Below are 15,677 nucleotides of genomic sequence, written 5' to 3' on the forward strand. Positions count from 1 at the left end.
CCCTTCTTCCCTCGGATGTTGTTGCTTCCGCCGCAATTGGAAAGTGGACCTGTCTCCGTTGCGTCTCCGTTGTGTCTCTGAAGTATCGCGGGCGAGTCTCCGCACCAGCTCAAACCCTGGTGCGAAAGTGTCGGGCGGGGCGGAAGCCGCATGAAGCGTCGGCATAGGTTTTGCGCTAGTAGCGAGATGATTCGAAGTCGCCTGTGGTAGCCGCTACCCTGGGCGGAGCCGTCACGCTTCGCCGTGGGCGAGTGCGCTCCTGGGGCAAGATAAGGTATGCCCCTGGGCGGGGCGTCGGCGTCGCTCACCCCGGTGATTTGATCCAGATCGACTCTGCCGCATTGGTGCAGGTCATGCAGGAGGAATAGTGCTGACCGCGTTCGCTCGGGCTTTCCGTACGCCTGACCTGCGTAAAAAGATACTCTTCACGCTTTTCATCATCCTCGTGTTCCGGATCGGCTCAGGCCTGCCGACGCCGAACGTGAACGTCGAGGTGTTGAAGGAGACGGCCGACGCAGCCAAGAAGGGGTCGTCGGGTCAGGTCTTCCAGCTCGTCGACCTGTTCAGTGGTGGCGCGCTGTTGAAGCTTTCGGTGTTCGCGCTGGGGATCATGCCCTACATCACGGCGAGCATCATCTTGCAGCTGCTGACGGTGGTGATCCCGCGGCTGGAGGCCCTCAAGAAGGAGGGCCAGGCCGGCACCACGAAGATCACGCAGTACACCCGGTACCTGACGGTCGCGCTGGCGATCCTGCAGGGCACCGGCATCGTGGCGATGGCGAGCTCTGGCCAGTTGTTCGGCAGCGCGTCGCAGGCGGACGTCCTCTACGACAAGGGCGTCTTCCCCATCGTCACCATGGTCGTCTGCATGGTGGCCGGCACCTCGGTGATCATGTGGCTCGGTGAGCTCATCACCGACCGCGGCGTCGGCAACGGCATGTCCATCCTGATCTTCACCCAGGTGGTCGCGGTCTTCCCGGCGCAGTTCTGGGGCATCTACACCAAGAAGTCGCCGTTCGTCTTCGCGCTGGTCATCATCGTCGGGCTGGCGATCATGGCGGGCGTCGTGTTCGTCGAACAGGCGCAGCGCCGCATCCCGGTGCAGTACGCCAAGCGGATGGTCGGCCGCCGGATGTACGGCGGCACCTCGACCTACATCCCGCTCAAGGTCAACCAGGCCGGCATCATCCCGGTCATCTTCGCCTCGTCGCTGCTCTACCTGCCGGTGCTGGGCTCCCAGCTCTGGCCGGAGAACAAGTGGATGATCAAGATCCAGCCCTACCTGCAGCAGGACAACGCTTGGCACATGGCCGTCTTCTTCGGCTTCATCATCTTCTTCACTTACTTCTACGTGGCGATCACGTTCAACCCCACTGAAGTAGCCGACAACATGAAGAAGTATGGTGGATTCATCCCAGGCATCCGTCCGGGCCGGCCGACCGCCGAGTACCTCGACTATGTGCTGACCCGGATCACCACTCCCGGTGCGCTGTACCTGGGGCTTGTCGCACTGATCCCGATGGTGGCGTTCGCACTGCTGAAGGCGACCAACGACTTCCCGTTCGGTGGGACGAGCATTCTCATCGTCGTCGGCGTCGGGCTGGATACCGTGAAGCAGGTCGAATCTCAGTTGCAGCAGCGTAACTACGAGGGCTTCCTCCGATAGTGCGTATCGTGCTGGTGGGCCCCCCGGGAGCGGGCAAGGGGACACAGGCCCAGTTCATCGCATCGCATCTGTCCATCCCGAAGATCTCGACAGGTGACATCTTCCGAGCCAACGTGAGCGGCGGTACCGAGCTCGGCCGCCAGGCCAAGGCCTACATGGACCGCGGCGACCTCGTCCCCGACGAGGTCACCATCGCGATGGTGCGCGACCGGCTTGCCGAGGACGACGCGCGGGACGGCTTCCTGCTGGACGGCTTCCCGCGCAACGTGCCCCAGGCCGAGACGCTGAAGAAAATCCTGTCCTCCGACTTCGACGCCAAGCTCGACATCGTGCTGGAGCTCGTCGTCGACGAGGACGAGGTCGTGCGCCGGCTGTCAGGCCGGCGCACGTGCGAGCGGTGCGGTCGCATCTGGCACGTCGACTTCGACGACAAGAGGGACGACGTCTGCGACGACTGCGGCGGCCACCTCTTCCAGCGTGACGACGACAAGGAAGGCGTCGTCCGCCACCGGCTCGAGGTCTATCAGGAACAAACCTCCCCGCTGGTCCAGTTCTACGCCGATGAAGGCATCCTGAAGGGTATCGACGCGACCGGTCCGGTCGAGGAGGTCACCAAGCGCGCGCTGGACGAGCTGCGCCCTCTGGAGAGATGACCCCCGACGACCGCGATCCAGGGGGAGACATGTTCAAACGGCGCAGGCCTGTGATCCAGATGAAGACCGCCGAGCAGATCGAGCTGATGCGCAAGGCGGGCCTGCTGGTCGGCGAGACCCTGCAGCTGCTGCGCGAGGCGGTCAAGCCGGGCATCACGACGCTCGATCTGGACACGATCGCCGAGGAGAACATCCGCGACCACGGCGGCATCCCCTCGTTCAAGGGTTACCACGGCTTCCCCGGCACGATCTGCGCCTCGGTGAACGAGGAGATCGTGCACGGCATCCCGCGCGACACGAAGGTGCTCCAGGACGGCGACATCATCTCGATCGACTGCGGCGCGATCGTGGAGGGCTGGCACGGCGACTCGGCGATCACCGTTCCGGTGGGGGAGGTCACTCCCAGGCTGACCAAACTGCTGGAGGTCACCGAGGCGTCCCTGTGGCACGGTCTGAGGGCCGGAGTGGACGGGGCCAGGCTCACGGACATGTCGTACGCGATCGAGTCCTACATTCGCTCTCAGGGCCCTTACGGCATCGTTGAGGGCTACGGGGGCCACGGCATCGGGACCGAGATGCACATGGACCCGCTGATCCCCAACCACGGCGCCCCCGGCTACGGGCCCGTGCTGGAGGTCGGGATGTGCTTCGCGGTCGAGCCGATGGTCAATCTCGGCACCAAGGCGACGGTCGAGCTGGAGGACGGCTGGACCGTGATCACCACGGACGGCGAGTTCTCCGCGCACTTCGAGCACACGTTCGCCGTGACGGCGGACGGCCCCCGCGTGCTGACGGCCCTTGACGAGGGCCGGGAGTGGTTCGCCAAGCTTGAGGGGTAGGACCCTCCCGATCCCCGAAGGGGTGGCCATGACGAACCCTGAGATGCGCGCTTCGGACGCCGACCGGGATCGTGTGGCCACGGCCCTGCGCGAGCACTGTGCCGAAGGCCGCATCACGATGGACGAGCTGCACGAGCGGCTGGAGGCCACGTACGCGGCCAAGACCCTCGGGGATCTGCAGGAGGTCACCTCGGATCTCCCCGAGGAAGACCTGTACGCCCTCCCGGTCCCGGCTTCCCACCGTTCGACGACGAACGTCCCCGCCAAGCAGAACTTTGGCGAGCTCTCCCTGACCGGGCCTGCGGCCATGTGGGCGAGCTGGGCCTCGGTGAGCGCGATCTGCTTCAGCGTCTGGCTGATCGTCGCCCTGACCACCGGTGCCGTCTACCCGTGGTTCCTGTGGGTGGCCGGCCCCTGGGGCGTCATCCTGCTCGTGCGCACGATCTTCGGCCCCCGCCGGGACACCTGAGCGCCTACAGGGGCGGGTTTAGTCGACCTCCATGAGGGGGCGGTAGTTGCCCGTCGGCACGAAGTGGGTGGTCGCGTTTTCCGCCGTGACGAGGTGTACGGCGAAACCGGCGGGCTCTCCGGTCACCGCTGCCCTGCCGGGGCGGGTGAGGTCCAGGAAGAGCTGCCGGTAGGTGCTGGGGCAGGTCGTGCAGATCGTCGCCCCGAGGGAGCCCACCGAGCCGCGGTGCACGTGGCCGCTGATCACCCGGGCCACCTGCGGATGGCGGCCGACGACCTCGGCGAAGCCGGTGGTGTCGGCGAAGCGCATGTCGTCGATGAAGCGGATCCCGAGCGGGTACGGCGGGTGATGGGTCGCCACGACCGTCGGGGTCTCCGGCGCGGCGGAGAGGGCGTCGTCCAGCCAGGCCAGGCGTTCCTCGTCCATTTCGCCGTGCGGATTGCCTGGGACGGTGGTGTCGCAGCAGACGAGGCGGACACCGTTCACATCCACCGCGTACTGCACCGGTGAGCCGTCCTGACCCGATCCGGCCACCGCCGGGTGGTCCCTGAACGCATCGCGCATCGCGTCGCGGTCGTCGTGGTTGCCGGGCAGCGGATAGACCGCCATCGGCAGCGGCGACAGCAGCGCGTGCAGCCGGGTGTATTCGGCGGGACGCCCGCCGTCGGCGAGGTCGCCGGTGAGCACGACGGCGTCCGGGCGAGCGGGCAGCGCGAGGAGGCTGGACACGGCCGCGCGCAGGGCTCGTACTGGACCGGAGTCGTCATCGACCTCACCGTTCTTGCCGGCGGCGAGGTGGATGTCGCTGAGCTGCGCAATGATCGCCATTGATCCCTCCCCCTTGGTAAACACATCACGGACCCACGGGCGGCGCACAGGTTGGCCGGGCCGGTCCCGAGCCGGGAACCGGACGGAGTGCTGGAACGATCTTTGCGCCCGATTGACCGCGGTGTCGACTTGGCGCGGGGACAAGAAGATCAACGAGCTCCGTGTGCCAGTGGAGCCGACCCCCGGGGGGAACCGATGATCCGCAGACTACCGACAGCCTGCGCGGCGGCCGCGATCGGTACCGCCTTGGCGGCCGCGCCGCACGTCGACGACGGGGTACGGGGTAAAGGTCAAACCCGTCCGGGCCGGGCCGGGGCAGACGGTCGAGATCTCCGTGCCCGGGACGTGCGTTGAACCCGTGGCGACGTCGAACGCGTTCCCGCGCGGTGTCCGGATGCCGCTGGAGCCGGCGAACGACCGTCCGCTGGGCAAGACCGGGATCGGTGCGTCCACCACACCGAGCCTCTATCCGGTGAAGGTGAGGTGCTCGGGCGGGTCGACGATCACCGGCACCATCGAGGTGGTGTCGCCCGGGCAGGGCGGCTCGGAACCCGCCACGGCGCCCCAGGAGGGTTGGGGCGCCATGATCGCTGCTGGCGGCACGCTGGTGGTCGTCGCGGGCATCGGGGTCGCGGTGTGGCGGGCCCGCCGGCGCCGGACGGAGCCCCATGTCTGATCGCTGCCGCCGTGTCCCTGGAATCGTGGCGGGCCGGTCCCAGGTCGTGATCGGCTGTGCGTTGCGGGGCGATCGTACGGCCCGGCGCAGCACGCAGAGCGCCCTTCCCGCTGCGGCGGCTCCCGCGGCGCCCGCGGTGGCGGGGCCCGGCACCGGACGTCCGGTGCCGCTGCCGGGCACGCTGGGCCGGGTCCAGCCCATCTCCATTGCGATCCCGAAGATCGGGGTGAACGCGCCGCTGGCCGGCGTCGGGACGACCAGGAGCGGCCGGGTCGAGGTGCCGCAGCTCGGTGAGCACAATGTGGCCGGGTGGTACGCACGCGGCGCGAGCCCTGGCGAGCCGGGCGCGGCGCTGATCGTCGGCCGGGTCGAGACCATGACCGGACCGGCGGTCTTCGCCCGGCTCCGCGAGCTGGCGCACGGCGACATCGTCGGGATCGTCCGGGCGGACGAGACCGTGGCGGTGTTCCGGATCACCTCGGCCGAGCAGATCTCCGGGCAGGGCCTTCCGGCAGAGTGCGTCCGCCGTGGAGCCCCCGAACTCCGCTTGATCGCCTGCGCGGGCCTCCACGACGACGCCTGGCGTCCCCACCCGGATCACCTGATCGTCCGCGGCTCGTTCGCTGGCGCCTACCGGCTCTCCGATCTGCTGGAGACGTGAGCCTCAGGCGACGACCGCCGAGAGGGCGTTCGTGATCGCCTCGGGGGCCGGGGCGACGTCGGGGACCACGTCGCGCAGGGCCAGCCAGCCGTTGATCGCACGGGCGGTGGGCCAGGCCTCGCGGAGCTGGGGGTCGTCCAGGTCGTACCAGGCGGCGACCTTGGACCAGCGCCAGAGCCGGTGCCCGGCGCTGGAGAGCTCGGAGGCGGGGAAGCCGCCCGCGCCGCGGGCGCCGGTGATGGCCAGGCGCACCGAGTCGGCCGACCGGCCGACACGCTCGGCGATATCGCGGATGGTCAGGAGCGGGTCGGCCTCGACCCGTTCGACATGGAGCCCGGGGGCGCTGGCCTCCAGGTGCGCGATCACATCCATGATCGCGGTGGCCAGCGTCGGGCCCTGCCAGGTGCACGTGGCGTTGCCCGGACGCTCGGCGTGGTGCGGCTCGCTGATGATCGACACCGTCACGTGGCCGTGGGTGCGGTCGAACAAAGGATCGAGCTCGTCCTCGTAGAGCGGACGGCTGAGGACCAGCGCGAAGTCATAGCTGGGCATGCTGGTCCTCCTCCCTGTTGTTCTCTCCTGGAAAGGTACAACGCGTGAGCGCTGTATGCTTGAGTCGGGAGTAGTCTCCGGGGCCGGATCGTGCGTGAATTTCACATTCGGCGGCCGGTTGACGTAGACTCCTATGTCGGTCCGTTGTCGGCCGCCTGAATCCCAGCCTGAACCTTCTGGTGACGTGGCATGGGTGCGGCCGGATCACCTCTGGGACATCCCTTCGGTGTGCGCGGGCCGAGTCCAATGAGCCGATCAGCGAAGCGCGGAGGACATGGCCAAGAAGGAAGGCGCCATCGAGATCGAGGGCGTCGTCATCGAGTCGCTCCCGAACGCCATGTTCAGGGTGGAGCTCGACAACGGGCACAAGGTGCTCGCCCACATCAGCGGCAAGATGCGGATGCACTACATCCGGATCCTGCCGGACGACCGCGTCGTCGTGGAGCTGAGCCCCTACGACCTCACGCGCGGTCGGATCGTCTACCGCTACAAGTAATCCCACTGGGGTTGCCTTCCCCGTGCGTGGCGGCGCGGGGGTGACCCTGATCCTTAGGAGACCCAGTGAAGGTCAAGCCGAGCGTCAAGAAGATCTGCCAGAAGTGCCGCGTCATTCGCCGGCACGGCCGGGTCATGGTCATCTGCTCCGACCCGCGTCACAAGCAGCGCCAGGGCTGACGACCCCGACGCACAAGTAAATCCAGCGCATCGCAAGCTTCGTACTTCGGTCGCCGTACGCATCTGATTTTTTGGTCGGAAGCGAAAGCTTCCTCCCTCAAGGTGAGTGTTCACCCGGGGGGGCGACCCCCGGAACCCCGGGGGCCGACCGCAAGATCAGGTCGTACGGCACGGTCGTGTGAAGGGAGACCCTCGGACGGAGGCCGAGGCCGCCACCCGGGCAGGGTGTGAGCGGATCGCGATGCGTCAATACCTCCGCCAATGAAGGGAACTGCCCACGATGGCACGCCTCCTCGGCGTCGATCTCCCGCGTGACAAGCGCGTCGAGATCGCTCTCACCTACGTCTTCGGTGTCGGTCGTACCCGCGCCCAGGAGACGCTGAAGAACACCGGCGTCAACCCGGACCTGCGGGTTCATCAGCTCGGTGACGAAGAACTGGTCAGGCTCCGTGACTGGATCGAGTCGAACTACAAGGTCGAGGGTGACCTTCGCCGTGAGATTCAGGCGGACATCCGCCGCAAGATCGAGATCGGTAGCTACCAGGGGATCCGGCACCGCCGCGGTCTCCCCGTGCACGGTCAGCGCACGCAGACCAACGCGCGTACCCGCAAGGGCAAGAAGAAGACCGTGGCCGGCAAGAAGAAGGCCGGCAAGAAGTAGTCCGCCCGGACTTCGGTCCGAGTTGGATCGATGACCTCAGAGTAGAGAGAGCACATGCCTCCTAAGAGCCGTGTCGGCGCCAAAAAGGTGCGTCGCAAGGAAAAGAAGAACGTCGCTCATGGGCACGCCCACATCAAGAGCACGTTCAACAACACGATCGTCTCGATCACCGACCCCAACGGGAACGTGATCGCCTGGGCCTCCTCGGGCCACGTGGGCTTCAAGGGCTCGCGTAAGTCCACCCCGTTCGCCGCTCAGCAGGCCGCCGAGGCCGCCGCCCGCCGCGCCATGGAGCACGGCATGCGGAAGGTCGACGTCTTCGTGAAGGGCCCGGGCTCGGGCCGCGAGACCGCCATCCGGTCGCTGCAGGCGACCGGCCTCGAGGTGGGCTCGATCCAGGACGTCACGCCGGTTCCGCACAACGGCTGCCGCCCGCCGAAGCGTCGCCGGGTCTGAGGCAGGGGAGAACTAGAACAATGGCTCGTTACACGGGTGCCGACTGCAAGCTTTGCCGTCGGGAGAAGATGAAGCTGTTCCTCAAGGGCAGCAAGTGCATGGGCCCCAAGTGCCCGATCGAGATCCGGCCCTACCCGCCGGGTGAGCACGGCCGCGGTCGTCCCAAGGAGACCGAGTACCTGCTCCAGCTGCGCGAGAAGCAGAAGGCCAAGCGCATCTACGGCGTGCTCGAGCGCCAGTTCAGCAACTACTACGTCGAGGCCAACCGCCAGGGCGGCAAGACGGGTGAGAACCTCCTCACCCTGCTCGAGCGCCGTCTCGACAACGTCGTCTACCGCGCCGGCTTCGCCAAGTCCCGCGACGCGGCCCGCCAGCTGATCCGCCACGGCCACTTCCAGGTCAACGGCAAGAAGGTCGACATCCCGTCCTTCCTGGTCGGCGAGGCGGACATCGTCGAGGTCCGGCAGAAGTCGCTCGAGATGACCCCGTTCGTGGTCGCTCGCGCGGAGGCCGGCGAGCAGCAGGTCCCGGCATGGCTCGGGATCGTCACCGAGGGCGCCATGCGCATCCTCGTGCACTCCCTCCCGGTCCGGCAGCAGATCGACGCGCCGGTCCAGGAGCAGCTGATCGTCGAGCTCTACTCCAAGTAAGGGCTCATTCCGTCGCCGTGATCATGCCTCCAGGTGTGATCACGGCGATGGGGCGGAAGGAAAGTACTGCGGTCGTCATATAGCGGGCACCGCGGAAAGAAGGTTCAAAAATGCTCATCGCTCAGCGTCCCACTCTCACCGAAGAGCAGGTCGACGAGTACCGGTCGCGGTTCACCATCGAGCCGCTGGAGCCGGGCTTCGGCTACACGATCGGCAACTCGCTGCGTCGTACCCTGCTCTCCTCGATCCCCGGTGCGGCTGTCACCAGCATCCGGATCGAGGGCGTTCTGCACGAGTTCTCGACCGTTCCCGGGGTCAAGGAGGATGTCACCGACATCATCCTGAACCTCAAGGAGCTGGTCGTCTCCTCCGAGCACGACGAGCCCGTGGTCATGTACCTGCGCAAGCAGGGCCCGGGCGAGGTGACCGCGGCCGACATCGCGCCGCCGGCGGGCGTCGAGGTCCACAACCCGGACCTCCACATCGCCACGCTGAACAACAAGGCCAAGCTGGAGATGGAGCTGACGGTCGAGCGCGGCCGCGGCTACGTCTCCGCCGCCCAGAACAAGCAGCCGGGCCAGGAGATCGGCCGGATTCCGATCGACTCCATCTACTCGCCCGTGCTCAAGGTCACCTACAAGGTCGAGGCGACCCGTGTCGAGCAGCGCACCGACTTCGACCGTCTGATCCTGGACGTCGAGACCAAGCAGGCGATGCTCCCGCGCGACGCGGTGGCCTCCGCCGGCAAGACCCTGGTCGAGCTGTTCGGCCTGGCCCGGGAGCTCAACGTCGAGGCCGAGGGCATCGACATGGGCCCGTCCCCGACGGACGCCGCGCTCGCCGCGGACCTGGCCCTGCCGATCGAGGAGCTCAACCTCACGGTGCGGTCGTACAACTGCCTCAAGCGCGAGGGCATCCACTCTGTGGGCGAGCTGGTCGCCCGCAGCGAGCAGGACCTCTTGGATATAAGGAATTTCGGCGCCAAGTCGATCGAAGAGGTCAAGCAGAAGCTCAACGACATGGGGCTGTCGCTCAAGGACTCCCCGCCCGGGTTCGACCCGAGCGCGGCGGCGGACAACTACGGCGACGACGACCAGAGCTACGCCGAGACCGAGCAATACTGATCGGCAACCGCAGCGAAGCGAGGATTGCCGGTCAGTACATTTCGGGGGTCTGGGGGTCGTCCCCCAGATCAACACTGATCGAGTAGGACCTGTAGGTCCTGTAAGACACGTCAAGGCCCGTCGCGGCCGGGGTTCTACTCCGGCCGTGGCGGGCTAGGCCGCCGCCGGTACCTCGTACGGCCGGCGCGGAATGAGCTGCCACCGGTACCTGATACGGCCGGTGCAGGAAGGAAACGACATGCCTCAGCCCACCAAGGGTGCCCGCCTCGGCGGCAGCGCCGCGCACCAGCGGCTCATGCTGGCCAACCTGGCCACGGCGCTGTTCGAGCACGGTCGCATCACCACCACCGAGGCCAAGGCCCGGCGGGTCCGCCCCCTGGCGGAGAAGCTGATCACCAAGGCCAAGAAGGGCGACCTGCACAACCGTCGCCTGGTGGCCAGGACGATCCGCGACAAGAACGTTCTGCACGAGCTCTTCACCGAGATCGCGCCGAAGTTCGAGAACCGTCCCGGTGGCTACACCCGCATCACCAAGCTCGGACCGCGTAAGGGCGACAACGCCCCCATGGCCGTCATCGAGCTGGTGCAGGAGCAGCTGACCGCCTCCACCGCCACCGCCACGGCTGCGCCTAAGGCCGCGGAGGAGCCGGAGGAGAAGGTCGACACCACCAAGGCCGAGGCCGCCGACGAGGCGACCGACGACGAGGCCAAGGCCGAATAGTCCGAGCGTCCTGCGTCTTGGCGCGACATGAACAGGCCCGCCGTCCGGTACGAGACGGCGGGCCTGATCTTTGCCAGACTGATCCCATGGTCAGGCCCTGCGGGCGACGATTCGCAGGGGAGCATGTCCCGGGTGCTCGGCTGTGCACTCCGCAGGCAGCGGGCATTCCGCGAGCACGGCATCGTGCGAGCAGTGGACAGAGGCGTTGGAGAAGGAACCCCAGGCTGACATGACCGCATTGGTACGACTCCGGCTCGACATCAGCTACGACGGGTCGGATTTCGCGGGCTGGGCCCGCCAGCCCGGGCAGCGCACCGTCCAGGGCACGATCGAGGACGCGCTGGCCAGGCTGCTGCGCCTCGACCCACCGCCGGTCCTCACCGTCGCCGGGCGTACGGACGCGGGCGTGCACGCGCGCGGCCAGGTGGCCCATCTGGTCGTCCCCGTCGCCGCGTACTCCGTGATCAACGGCACCATGCCTCGCCGGCTCGCCGGGCTGCTGCCGCCGGACGTGCGGGTATGGCGGGTGTCGGTGGCGCCTGAGGGCTTCGACGCGCGCTTCTCCGCCCTGTCGCGCCGGTACGTCTACCGGGTCGGCGACGATCCGGTCGGGGTCGAGCCGCTGCGCCGCCACGACGTGCTCTGGCACCCGCGGCCGCTCAATCTGGACCGGATGAACGCGGCGGCCGGGCTGCTACTGGGCGAGCACGACTTCGCCGCGTACTGCCGCAAGCGGGAGGGTGCGACCACCATCCGGCGCCTGCTGAGGTACGAGTGGGAACGCGAGAGCAGGCACATAGCGGCGGCGACCGTCCAGGCCGACGCGTTCTGCCATTCCATGGTCCGTGCGCTGGTCGGGGCGATGTTGATGGTGGGGGACGGGCGCCGCGAGATCGAGTGGCCGTCCGAAGTGCTGGCCGCCCGCGTACGAGACTCGGCGGTGAACGTGGCGCCCGCGCGCGGGCTGTCCCTCGAAGAGATCAGCTACCCCGACGACGAGGGCCTGGCCCAGCGCGCCCAGGAGACCCGGCGGGTCCGTACCCTCAACGCCACCGCCGACCCCTCCAGCTGCGCCTCCTGATCAGGTGGCGCGGGCGTCGATCGGCCGGACGCTGTAGTCCACGAACTGCTGCGCGGCCGTCTTGAGCGTCTGGTCGTCGGGCTGGGCCCGCCTGCCGTCGGCATACTGCGCGTACGCGTAGATGATGTAGCGCCCTCGCACCGTGCTCACGGCAAAGCCGCCGGCCTGGTCGATGCTCTGCGACCGCCGCCCGGCCATGCCGCGGAACCACTCGTACCGGCTCGGTGAGCCCGCCTTGCTGGCCCTGAGGGCGGCGCCCCTGTCCGGCATCGCTGCGATCCCGGTGGTGACCGCCAGGGCCCTGCCGCGGTCGAGATAGGTGACGCGCACGACGCTGCGGCAGCCCTGCCGCGTCAGCGCGTCCGCCATCGCACCGCGCGCGGCAAGGGAGCAGCGATGGTTCACCGAGGACCTGTCGCGGATGTACGCGCGCCCGCCCAGGTCGACGGCGCCAGAGGGATAGGCCTCGGCCAGCGCCAGCGGCCGGGGGTCGGTCTTCTCGCTGGAGATATCCACAGGCGGTGGAGCGGGCGGCGCCGCCGGGCTCGGCTTGACGGCCGCCCGGCTCGGGGAGGGCGAAGCCGCCTTGGGCTTGCCGTCGCCGGACGTGCCGCCGATGACGGCGAACGTGGCCGCGGTGGCCAGCAAGGCCGCGGCGACCGCACCCACGATCAAAAGCACCTTCCGGTTGCCACCCGAGGGCCGGCCGCCGGACTCCTCGTCCGGCGAGCCGAAGTCAAGCAAAGCCTGCTCGGACGGACCGTCCTCGCCCTCAGCATCGATCGGCAGCCCGCCCTCGGCATGGTAAACCGGCGTGATGATCGTCGGCTCCGCCTGCTCCTCGGCCTCTGCCTCCGGCTCCACCGGAACTACCGAGCTGTCCGTGGGCGGCGTAATACCGGGCGCCAGGATCGCGTCCGGAATCAGAACCGGCGCCGCCATGAACTGAGGCTCCGCCTCAACACGCCCGCCCGCGTCATCCGCCCGCGTGTCGTCGCCCCCCTGGCCCACGTCGTCCGGCTCGCCCGCATCTGCCGCGCCAACGCCAGCCGCCGCGGCTGCGGACGCTGTTCCGCTCACGTCGCCCGCGTCATCCGCCTCGCTCATGCTGGCCGCGCCGTCCGCGCCCGCCTCATCCACGTGGTCGGGCGCGGCCGTGCTGGCCGCCTCGCTGGGGCTGGCCGCCTCGCTGGGGCTGGCCGCCTCGCTGTCGCTGGCTGCCGACCCGGCGTGGGGTGTCTCACTCGCGTTGGCTGGCTCGCTCGTGCCAGCTGCCTTGTCTGGGTGGTCCGTGGCGACCGCGTCGGCCGCTTCATCCGGGTCGTCTGGCACGCCCCAGGTGGCTGCCACGCCTGTGTCGGTCGGCATGCCTGTGCGGGTTGCCTCGTCGGTGCCGGCTGTCGTCCCCGTGTTGGGCGGCTCGCCTGCGCTGGTCGGCGGGGTCGGGGTGTCTTGGCTTATGACGGGGATGCCGTCGGGGTCGGTGTCGGGGAACGTCTGGCTGGGGCGCTGGACGATGGGCTCGGCGGGGACGGCACGGCGGGTGTCCACGCTCGGGACGCCCACGCCTGCGACCAGCGTGTCGAAAGTGGGGGGTTCCTCTGGCTCTTCCGTGCGCGAGATGTTGACCGAGGGGTCGGGCTCCTCGGATTCCGCGGCTGCCCACCAGGGCTTCTCCAGGCCGAACGGGGAGAAGCCGATCGCCTCCGCCGGGCTCTCGGGCTCGGCCTGCCCGAAGCTCGGGGGTGCCGGGGAAGCGGGGACGGCAGGCGTCCCCGCTTCCTCTGCGGACTCCCGAGGTTCTTCAGACATAGGCAAACAGCGTATTCGCGCCGATCAGTTTCGGAAGGGCTTGCCTTCGGTTTCGCGGTAGGTCAGGGCGAACTTCAGGTTGCTCCCCCTGATGACCTCCTGGCCGAACGTGGAGACGGCCTTGTGGTACTTGGCGGCGATCTTCTTGCCGTCCGGTCGCTGCACCCAGGTCATCACCAGGTAGTGGCCGCGGATCTCGGCGGTGCCGAGGGCCTCACCCTTGCCGATCTTCTTGGTGGTGCCGGTGCCGGCCAGGGGCTGCAGGAAGGCGTCCTTGGCGGCGGCGGCCCGTTCGGCCAGCTTGGCGGCGACCTCGGTCTTGAGGTTCAGTACGCCGACGGTGCCGATGAGCTTGCCGTCGCTGCGGGCGAACGTGGCCCGCAGCGCCTGCGAGCAGGCACCTTTCTTGAGGGCCTTGCCGAGCGCGGTGCCGTTGACGATGCCCGTGCAGCCGCGCTGCGCCTTCCAGCCGGTGCGCACGTACTTGGCGCCGCCGGAGGCGAAGGTGCGCTTGCCGAACGCCTCGCTCAGCGTCATCGGCTTGGGGTCGGTGGCACGGCTCTTGAGCTTGACCGGCGTCAGCGGGGGCTGCGAGGGCTGCTGCTGCCGGGGCGCCGTGGCCTGCTTGGGCGGGTCGCTCTTGGTCGCGGCGGCGGGCTTCGTCGGTTCGTCGTCCTTGAGCATCGCGGAGGCGCCGAAGCCGCCGCCGACCAGGACCAGCCCGGCCACGACGGCGCCGCCGATGATCAGAGGGAGGTTGTACTTGCGGTCGGGCGGTACGGGGCCACGGCCGCCCTGGGGCGGTACGCCTTGGGGCGGTACGCCTTGGTCGGCCCCACCGCCGAAGTGGTCGTCCGCGGGTCCGCCGAAGCCCTCGTTCGAGAACTGCGCCGTGCCCGCTCCTGAGGATGAGAACCACTCGTTCTGGCTCTCGGCCGGTGCTCCCGGCTCCTCTCCCCAGGGTGTGTACAAGCCGCCCGACCCCTCGCGTGGGGAGAAGGGGGATTCGTCCATGTCCTGGCCGTACGGTGCCGTGTCGGGTCGTTCAGGTCCGGAGCCGTACGGCGCTTGCGACGACTGCCCGGGAGGCCAGCCGTCGGGTTTGCCTTGCTCGCCCGGATAACCCATGGCTTGGACCTTACCGTTCCTCTTTCAGAGCTCTGGACCTTCGGAACACCCACCATGACATGGGGGCGAACCGGGCGTCGGCGGTTTGGGGAAGGTCACGGCCCGTACGGCCGGGAGGGTCACTTCCAGCCGAAATCCTGCGTCCACCAGGGTCCGCCGGAGCCGCCGACCATGCCGACGCCGATCGCGCGGAGCTTGCAGTTGAGGATGTTGGCGCGGTGACCGGGACTCTTCATCCAGCCCTCCACGACGGCGGCGGCGGTCGGGTAGCCCTTGGCGATGTTCTCCGCGCCGGGGCTGGTGTAACCGGCGTCCTCCATGCGCTTCCAGGGGCTGTCGCCGTTGCGTGAGGTGTGGTCGAAGTAGTCGTGGGCGGCCATGTCGGCCGAGTGCCGCCGGGCGGCGGTCGCCAGGCGCTGGTCGCTGCGCAGCGCGCCGCAACCGGCCTTGGCCCGCTCCTTGTTGGTGAGTGTCACGACCGCGGCCTCCGGCCCGCCAGACGAGGGCGGGGGGTTGCCGCCGCCCTGCGGCGGCCGGGACGACGATCCCGGGCTGGGCGAAGATGACGGACTGCCCGGGGCCTTCGTGGGGCCTTGCAGAGGCTTGAGGGGCGGCGTGCTCTCGTTCGTGCCGGGGGCCGGTGCGCCGGCGTTGGGCCTGGGGGCTCCCGCGCCATTGCCCGTGCCCTTGTCGGTGGGCGCGCTGTTGTCTGTTCCGGCACCTGCGACGGACGGTCCGGGTCGCGTGGAGTTTCCGGCAGGGCCGGACGCGGATGCCGACTCGGAACGCAGCTCGGGCAGAACGAGGCGGTCGAGGGCTACGCCGGTGCCGATGGCGAGGGCGGCGCCCGCGGCCGTCAGTGTGACAGTGAACACGGTCTTGAAGCTCGATCGTCCCGAACGGCGGGTGGCGGCGGCACGATCTCTGGACCGGCCACCGGAGGCGCGGCGGCGGCCCCCTGAGCGGCCGGAGGGGCCGGCGACGATGCGGTCTGAGGACTCGGCGCCGAAGCGGTCTGAAGGGTC

The 15,677-nt window shown here is 68.7% G+C and carries 19 protein-coding genes; 14 read left to right on the forward strand and 5 right to left on the reverse strand.

Going from position 1 to position 15,677, the window contains the following annotated elements; all coding sequences use genetic code 11:
* Nucleotides 1–445 precede the first annotated feature (445 nt).
* From secY to ACH34W_RS19140, 4 genes are read left to right on the forward strand one after another with little or no spacing between them, the layout of a single operon-like run.
* Nucleotides 446–1,666: a preprotein translocase subunit SecY gene (secY, locus tag ACH34W_RS19125; RefSeq protein ID WP_395962709.1), complete on the forward strand. Its 1,221-nt coding sequence runs from the start codon at nt 446–448 to the stop codon at nt 1,664–1,666.
* On the forward strand, nt 1,666–2,319 hold the full coding sequence (locus ACH34W_RS19130; RefSeq protein WP_395962264.1) for an adenylate kinase: 654 nt from the start codon (nt 1,666–1,668) through the stop codon (nt 2,317–2,319). The genes secY and ACH34W_RS19130 overlap by 1 nt, the downstream gene beginning before the upstream one ends.
* Nucleotides 2,320–2,348: 29 nt before the next feature.
* Nucleotides 2,349–3,158: a type I methionyl aminopeptidase gene (gene map, locus ACH34W_RS19135; RefSeq protein WP_395962710.1), complete on the forward strand. Its 810-nt coding sequence runs from the start codon at nt 2,349–2,351 to the stop codon at nt 3,156–3,158.
* 28 nt (nt 3,159–3,186) lie between these two features.
* On the forward strand, nt 3,187–3,627 hold the full coding sequence (locus ACH34W_RS19140; RefSeq protein WP_395962265.1) for a DUF1707 domain-containing protein: 441 nt from the start codon (nt 3,187–3,189) through the stop codon (nt 3,625–3,627).
* A gap of 18 nt (nt 3,628–3,645) precedes the next feature.
* On the opposite strand, the gene ACH34W_RS19145 is transcribed toward ACH34W_RS19140, so the two are convergent.
* Entirely contained in the window at nt 3,646–4,455 is an 810-nt protein-coding gene (locus ACH34W_RS19145) for a phosphodiesterase (protein WP_395962266.1), read from the reverse strand.
* A 358-nt stretch (nt 4,456–4,813) separates the two neighbouring features.
* Between ACH34W_RS19145 and ACH34W_RS19150 the strand changes: the two genes are divergently transcribed.
* The gene (locus ACH34W_RS19150; RefSeq protein ID WP_395962267.1) at nt 4,814–5,131 is read left to right on the forward strand and encodes a hypothetical protein; all 318 of its coding nucleotides are present in this window, start codon (nt 4,814–4,816) and stop codon (nt 5,129–5,131) included.
* Entirely contained in the window at nt 5,124–5,792 is a 669-nt protein-coding gene (locus tag ACH34W_RS19155; protein WP_395962268.1) for a sortase domain-bontaining protein, read from the forward strand. The genes ACH34W_RS19150 and ACH34W_RS19155 overlap by 8 nt, the downstream gene beginning before the upstream one ends.
* A gap of 3 nt (nt 5,793–5,795) precedes the next feature.
* Here the strand turns inward: ACH34W_RS19155 and ACH34W_RS19160 are convergent, their stop codons facing one another.
* Nucleotides 5,796–6,344: a hypothetical protein gene (locus tag ACH34W_RS19160; protein WP_395962269.1), complete on the reverse strand. Its 549-nt coding sequence runs from the start codon at nt 6,342–6,344 to the stop codon at nt 5,796–5,798.
* Between the two features lie 274 nt (nt 6,345–6,618).
* Between ACH34W_RS19160 and infA the strand changes: the two genes are divergently transcribed.
* The 8 genes from infA (at nt 6,619) to truA (ending at nt 11,712) form a co-directional block, all read left to right on the forward strand.
* Complete coding sequence (infA, locus tag ACH34W_RS19165; RefSeq protein WP_208260144.1) at nt 6,619–6,840, forward strand: translation initiation factor IF-1; 222 nt, start codon at nt 6,619–6,621, stop codon at nt 6,838–6,840.
* Nucleotides 6,841–6,905: 65 nt separating this feature from the next.
* Entirely contained in the window at nt 6,906–7,019 is a 114-nt protein-coding gene (gene rpmJ, locus ACH34W_RS19170; protein WP_018657566.1) for a 50S ribosomal protein L36, read from the forward strand.
* A gap of 280 nt (nt 7,020–7,299) precedes the next feature.
* Complete coding sequence (gene rpsM, locus ACH34W_RS19175; RefSeq protein ID WP_395962270.1) at nt 7,300–7,680, forward strand: 30S ribosomal protein S13; 381 nt, start codon at nt 7,300–7,302, stop codon at nt 7,678–7,680.
* Nucleotides 7,681–7,734: 54 nt separating this feature from the next.
* Nucleotides 7,735–8,136: a 30S ribosomal protein S11 gene (gene rpsK / locus ACH34W_RS19180; protein ID WP_285942685.1), complete on the forward strand. Its 402-nt coding sequence runs from the start codon at nt 7,735–7,737 to the stop codon at nt 8,134–8,136.
* A gap of 20 nt (nt 8,137–8,156) precedes the next feature.
* The gene (gene rpsD, locus ACH34W_RS19185) at nt 8,157–8,786 is read left to right on the forward strand and encodes a 30S ribosomal protein S4 (RefSeq protein WP_395962271.1); all 630 of its coding nucleotides are present in this window, start codon (nt 8,157–8,159) and stop codon (nt 8,784–8,786) included.
* Between the two features lie 110 nt (nt 8,787–8,896).
* Complete coding sequence (locus ACH34W_RS19190) at nt 8,897–9,910, forward strand: DNA-directed RNA polymerase subunit alpha (RefSeq protein WP_131741171.1); 1,014 nt, start codon at nt 8,897–8,899, stop codon at nt 9,908–9,910.
* A gap of 238 nt (nt 9,911–10,148) precedes the next feature.
* Nucleotides 10,149–10,631, forward strand: coding sequence for a 50S ribosomal protein L17 (gene rplQ, locus ACH34W_RS19195; protein WP_395962272.1), 483 nt, complete (start codon nt 10,149–10,151; stop codon nt 10,629–10,631).
* 229 nt (nt 10,632–10,860) lie between these two features.
* Nucleotides 10,861–11,712: a tRNA pseudouridine(38-40) synthase TruA gene (gene truA / locus ACH34W_RS19200; RefSeq protein ID WP_395962273.1), complete on the forward strand. Its 852-nt coding sequence runs from the start codon at nt 10,861–10,863 to the stop codon at nt 11,710–11,712.
* Here the strand turns inward: truA and ACH34W_RS19205 are convergent, their stop codons facing one another.
* The 3 genes from ACH34W_RS19205 to ACH34W_RS19215 all read right to left on the reverse strand — a co-directional run bounded on the left by ACH34W_RS19205 (nt 11,713) and on the right by ACH34W_RS19215 (nt 15,527).
* Nucleotides 11,713–13,524: a hypothetical protein gene (locus tag ACH34W_RS19205; RefSeq protein ID WP_395962274.1), complete on the reverse strand. Its 1,812-nt coding sequence runs from the start codon at nt 13,522–13,524 to the stop codon at nt 11,713–11,715.
* Between the two features lie 24 nt (nt 13,525–13,548).
* On the reverse strand, nt 13,549–14,538 hold the full coding sequence (locus tag ACH34W_RS19210; protein ID WP_395962275.1) for a hypothetical protein: 990 nt from the start codon (nt 14,536–14,538) through the stop codon (nt 13,549–13,551).
* Nucleotides 14,539–14,771: 233 nt separating this feature from the next.
* Nucleotides 14,772–15,527 carry a CAP domain-containing protein gene (locus ACH34W_RS19215; protein WP_395962276.1) on the reverse strand — a complete coding sequence of 252 codons (756 nt, stop codon included), beginning with the start codon at nt 15,525–15,527 and terminating at the stop codon, nt 14,772–14,774.
* Nucleotides 15,528–15,677: the final 150 nt, after the last annotated feature.

Origin of the sequence: Actinomadura sp. 6N118, from assembly GCF_044326415.1 — a bacterium.
GTDB lineage: Bacteria > Actinomycetota > Actinomycetes > Streptosporangiales > Streptosporangiaceae > Spirillospora.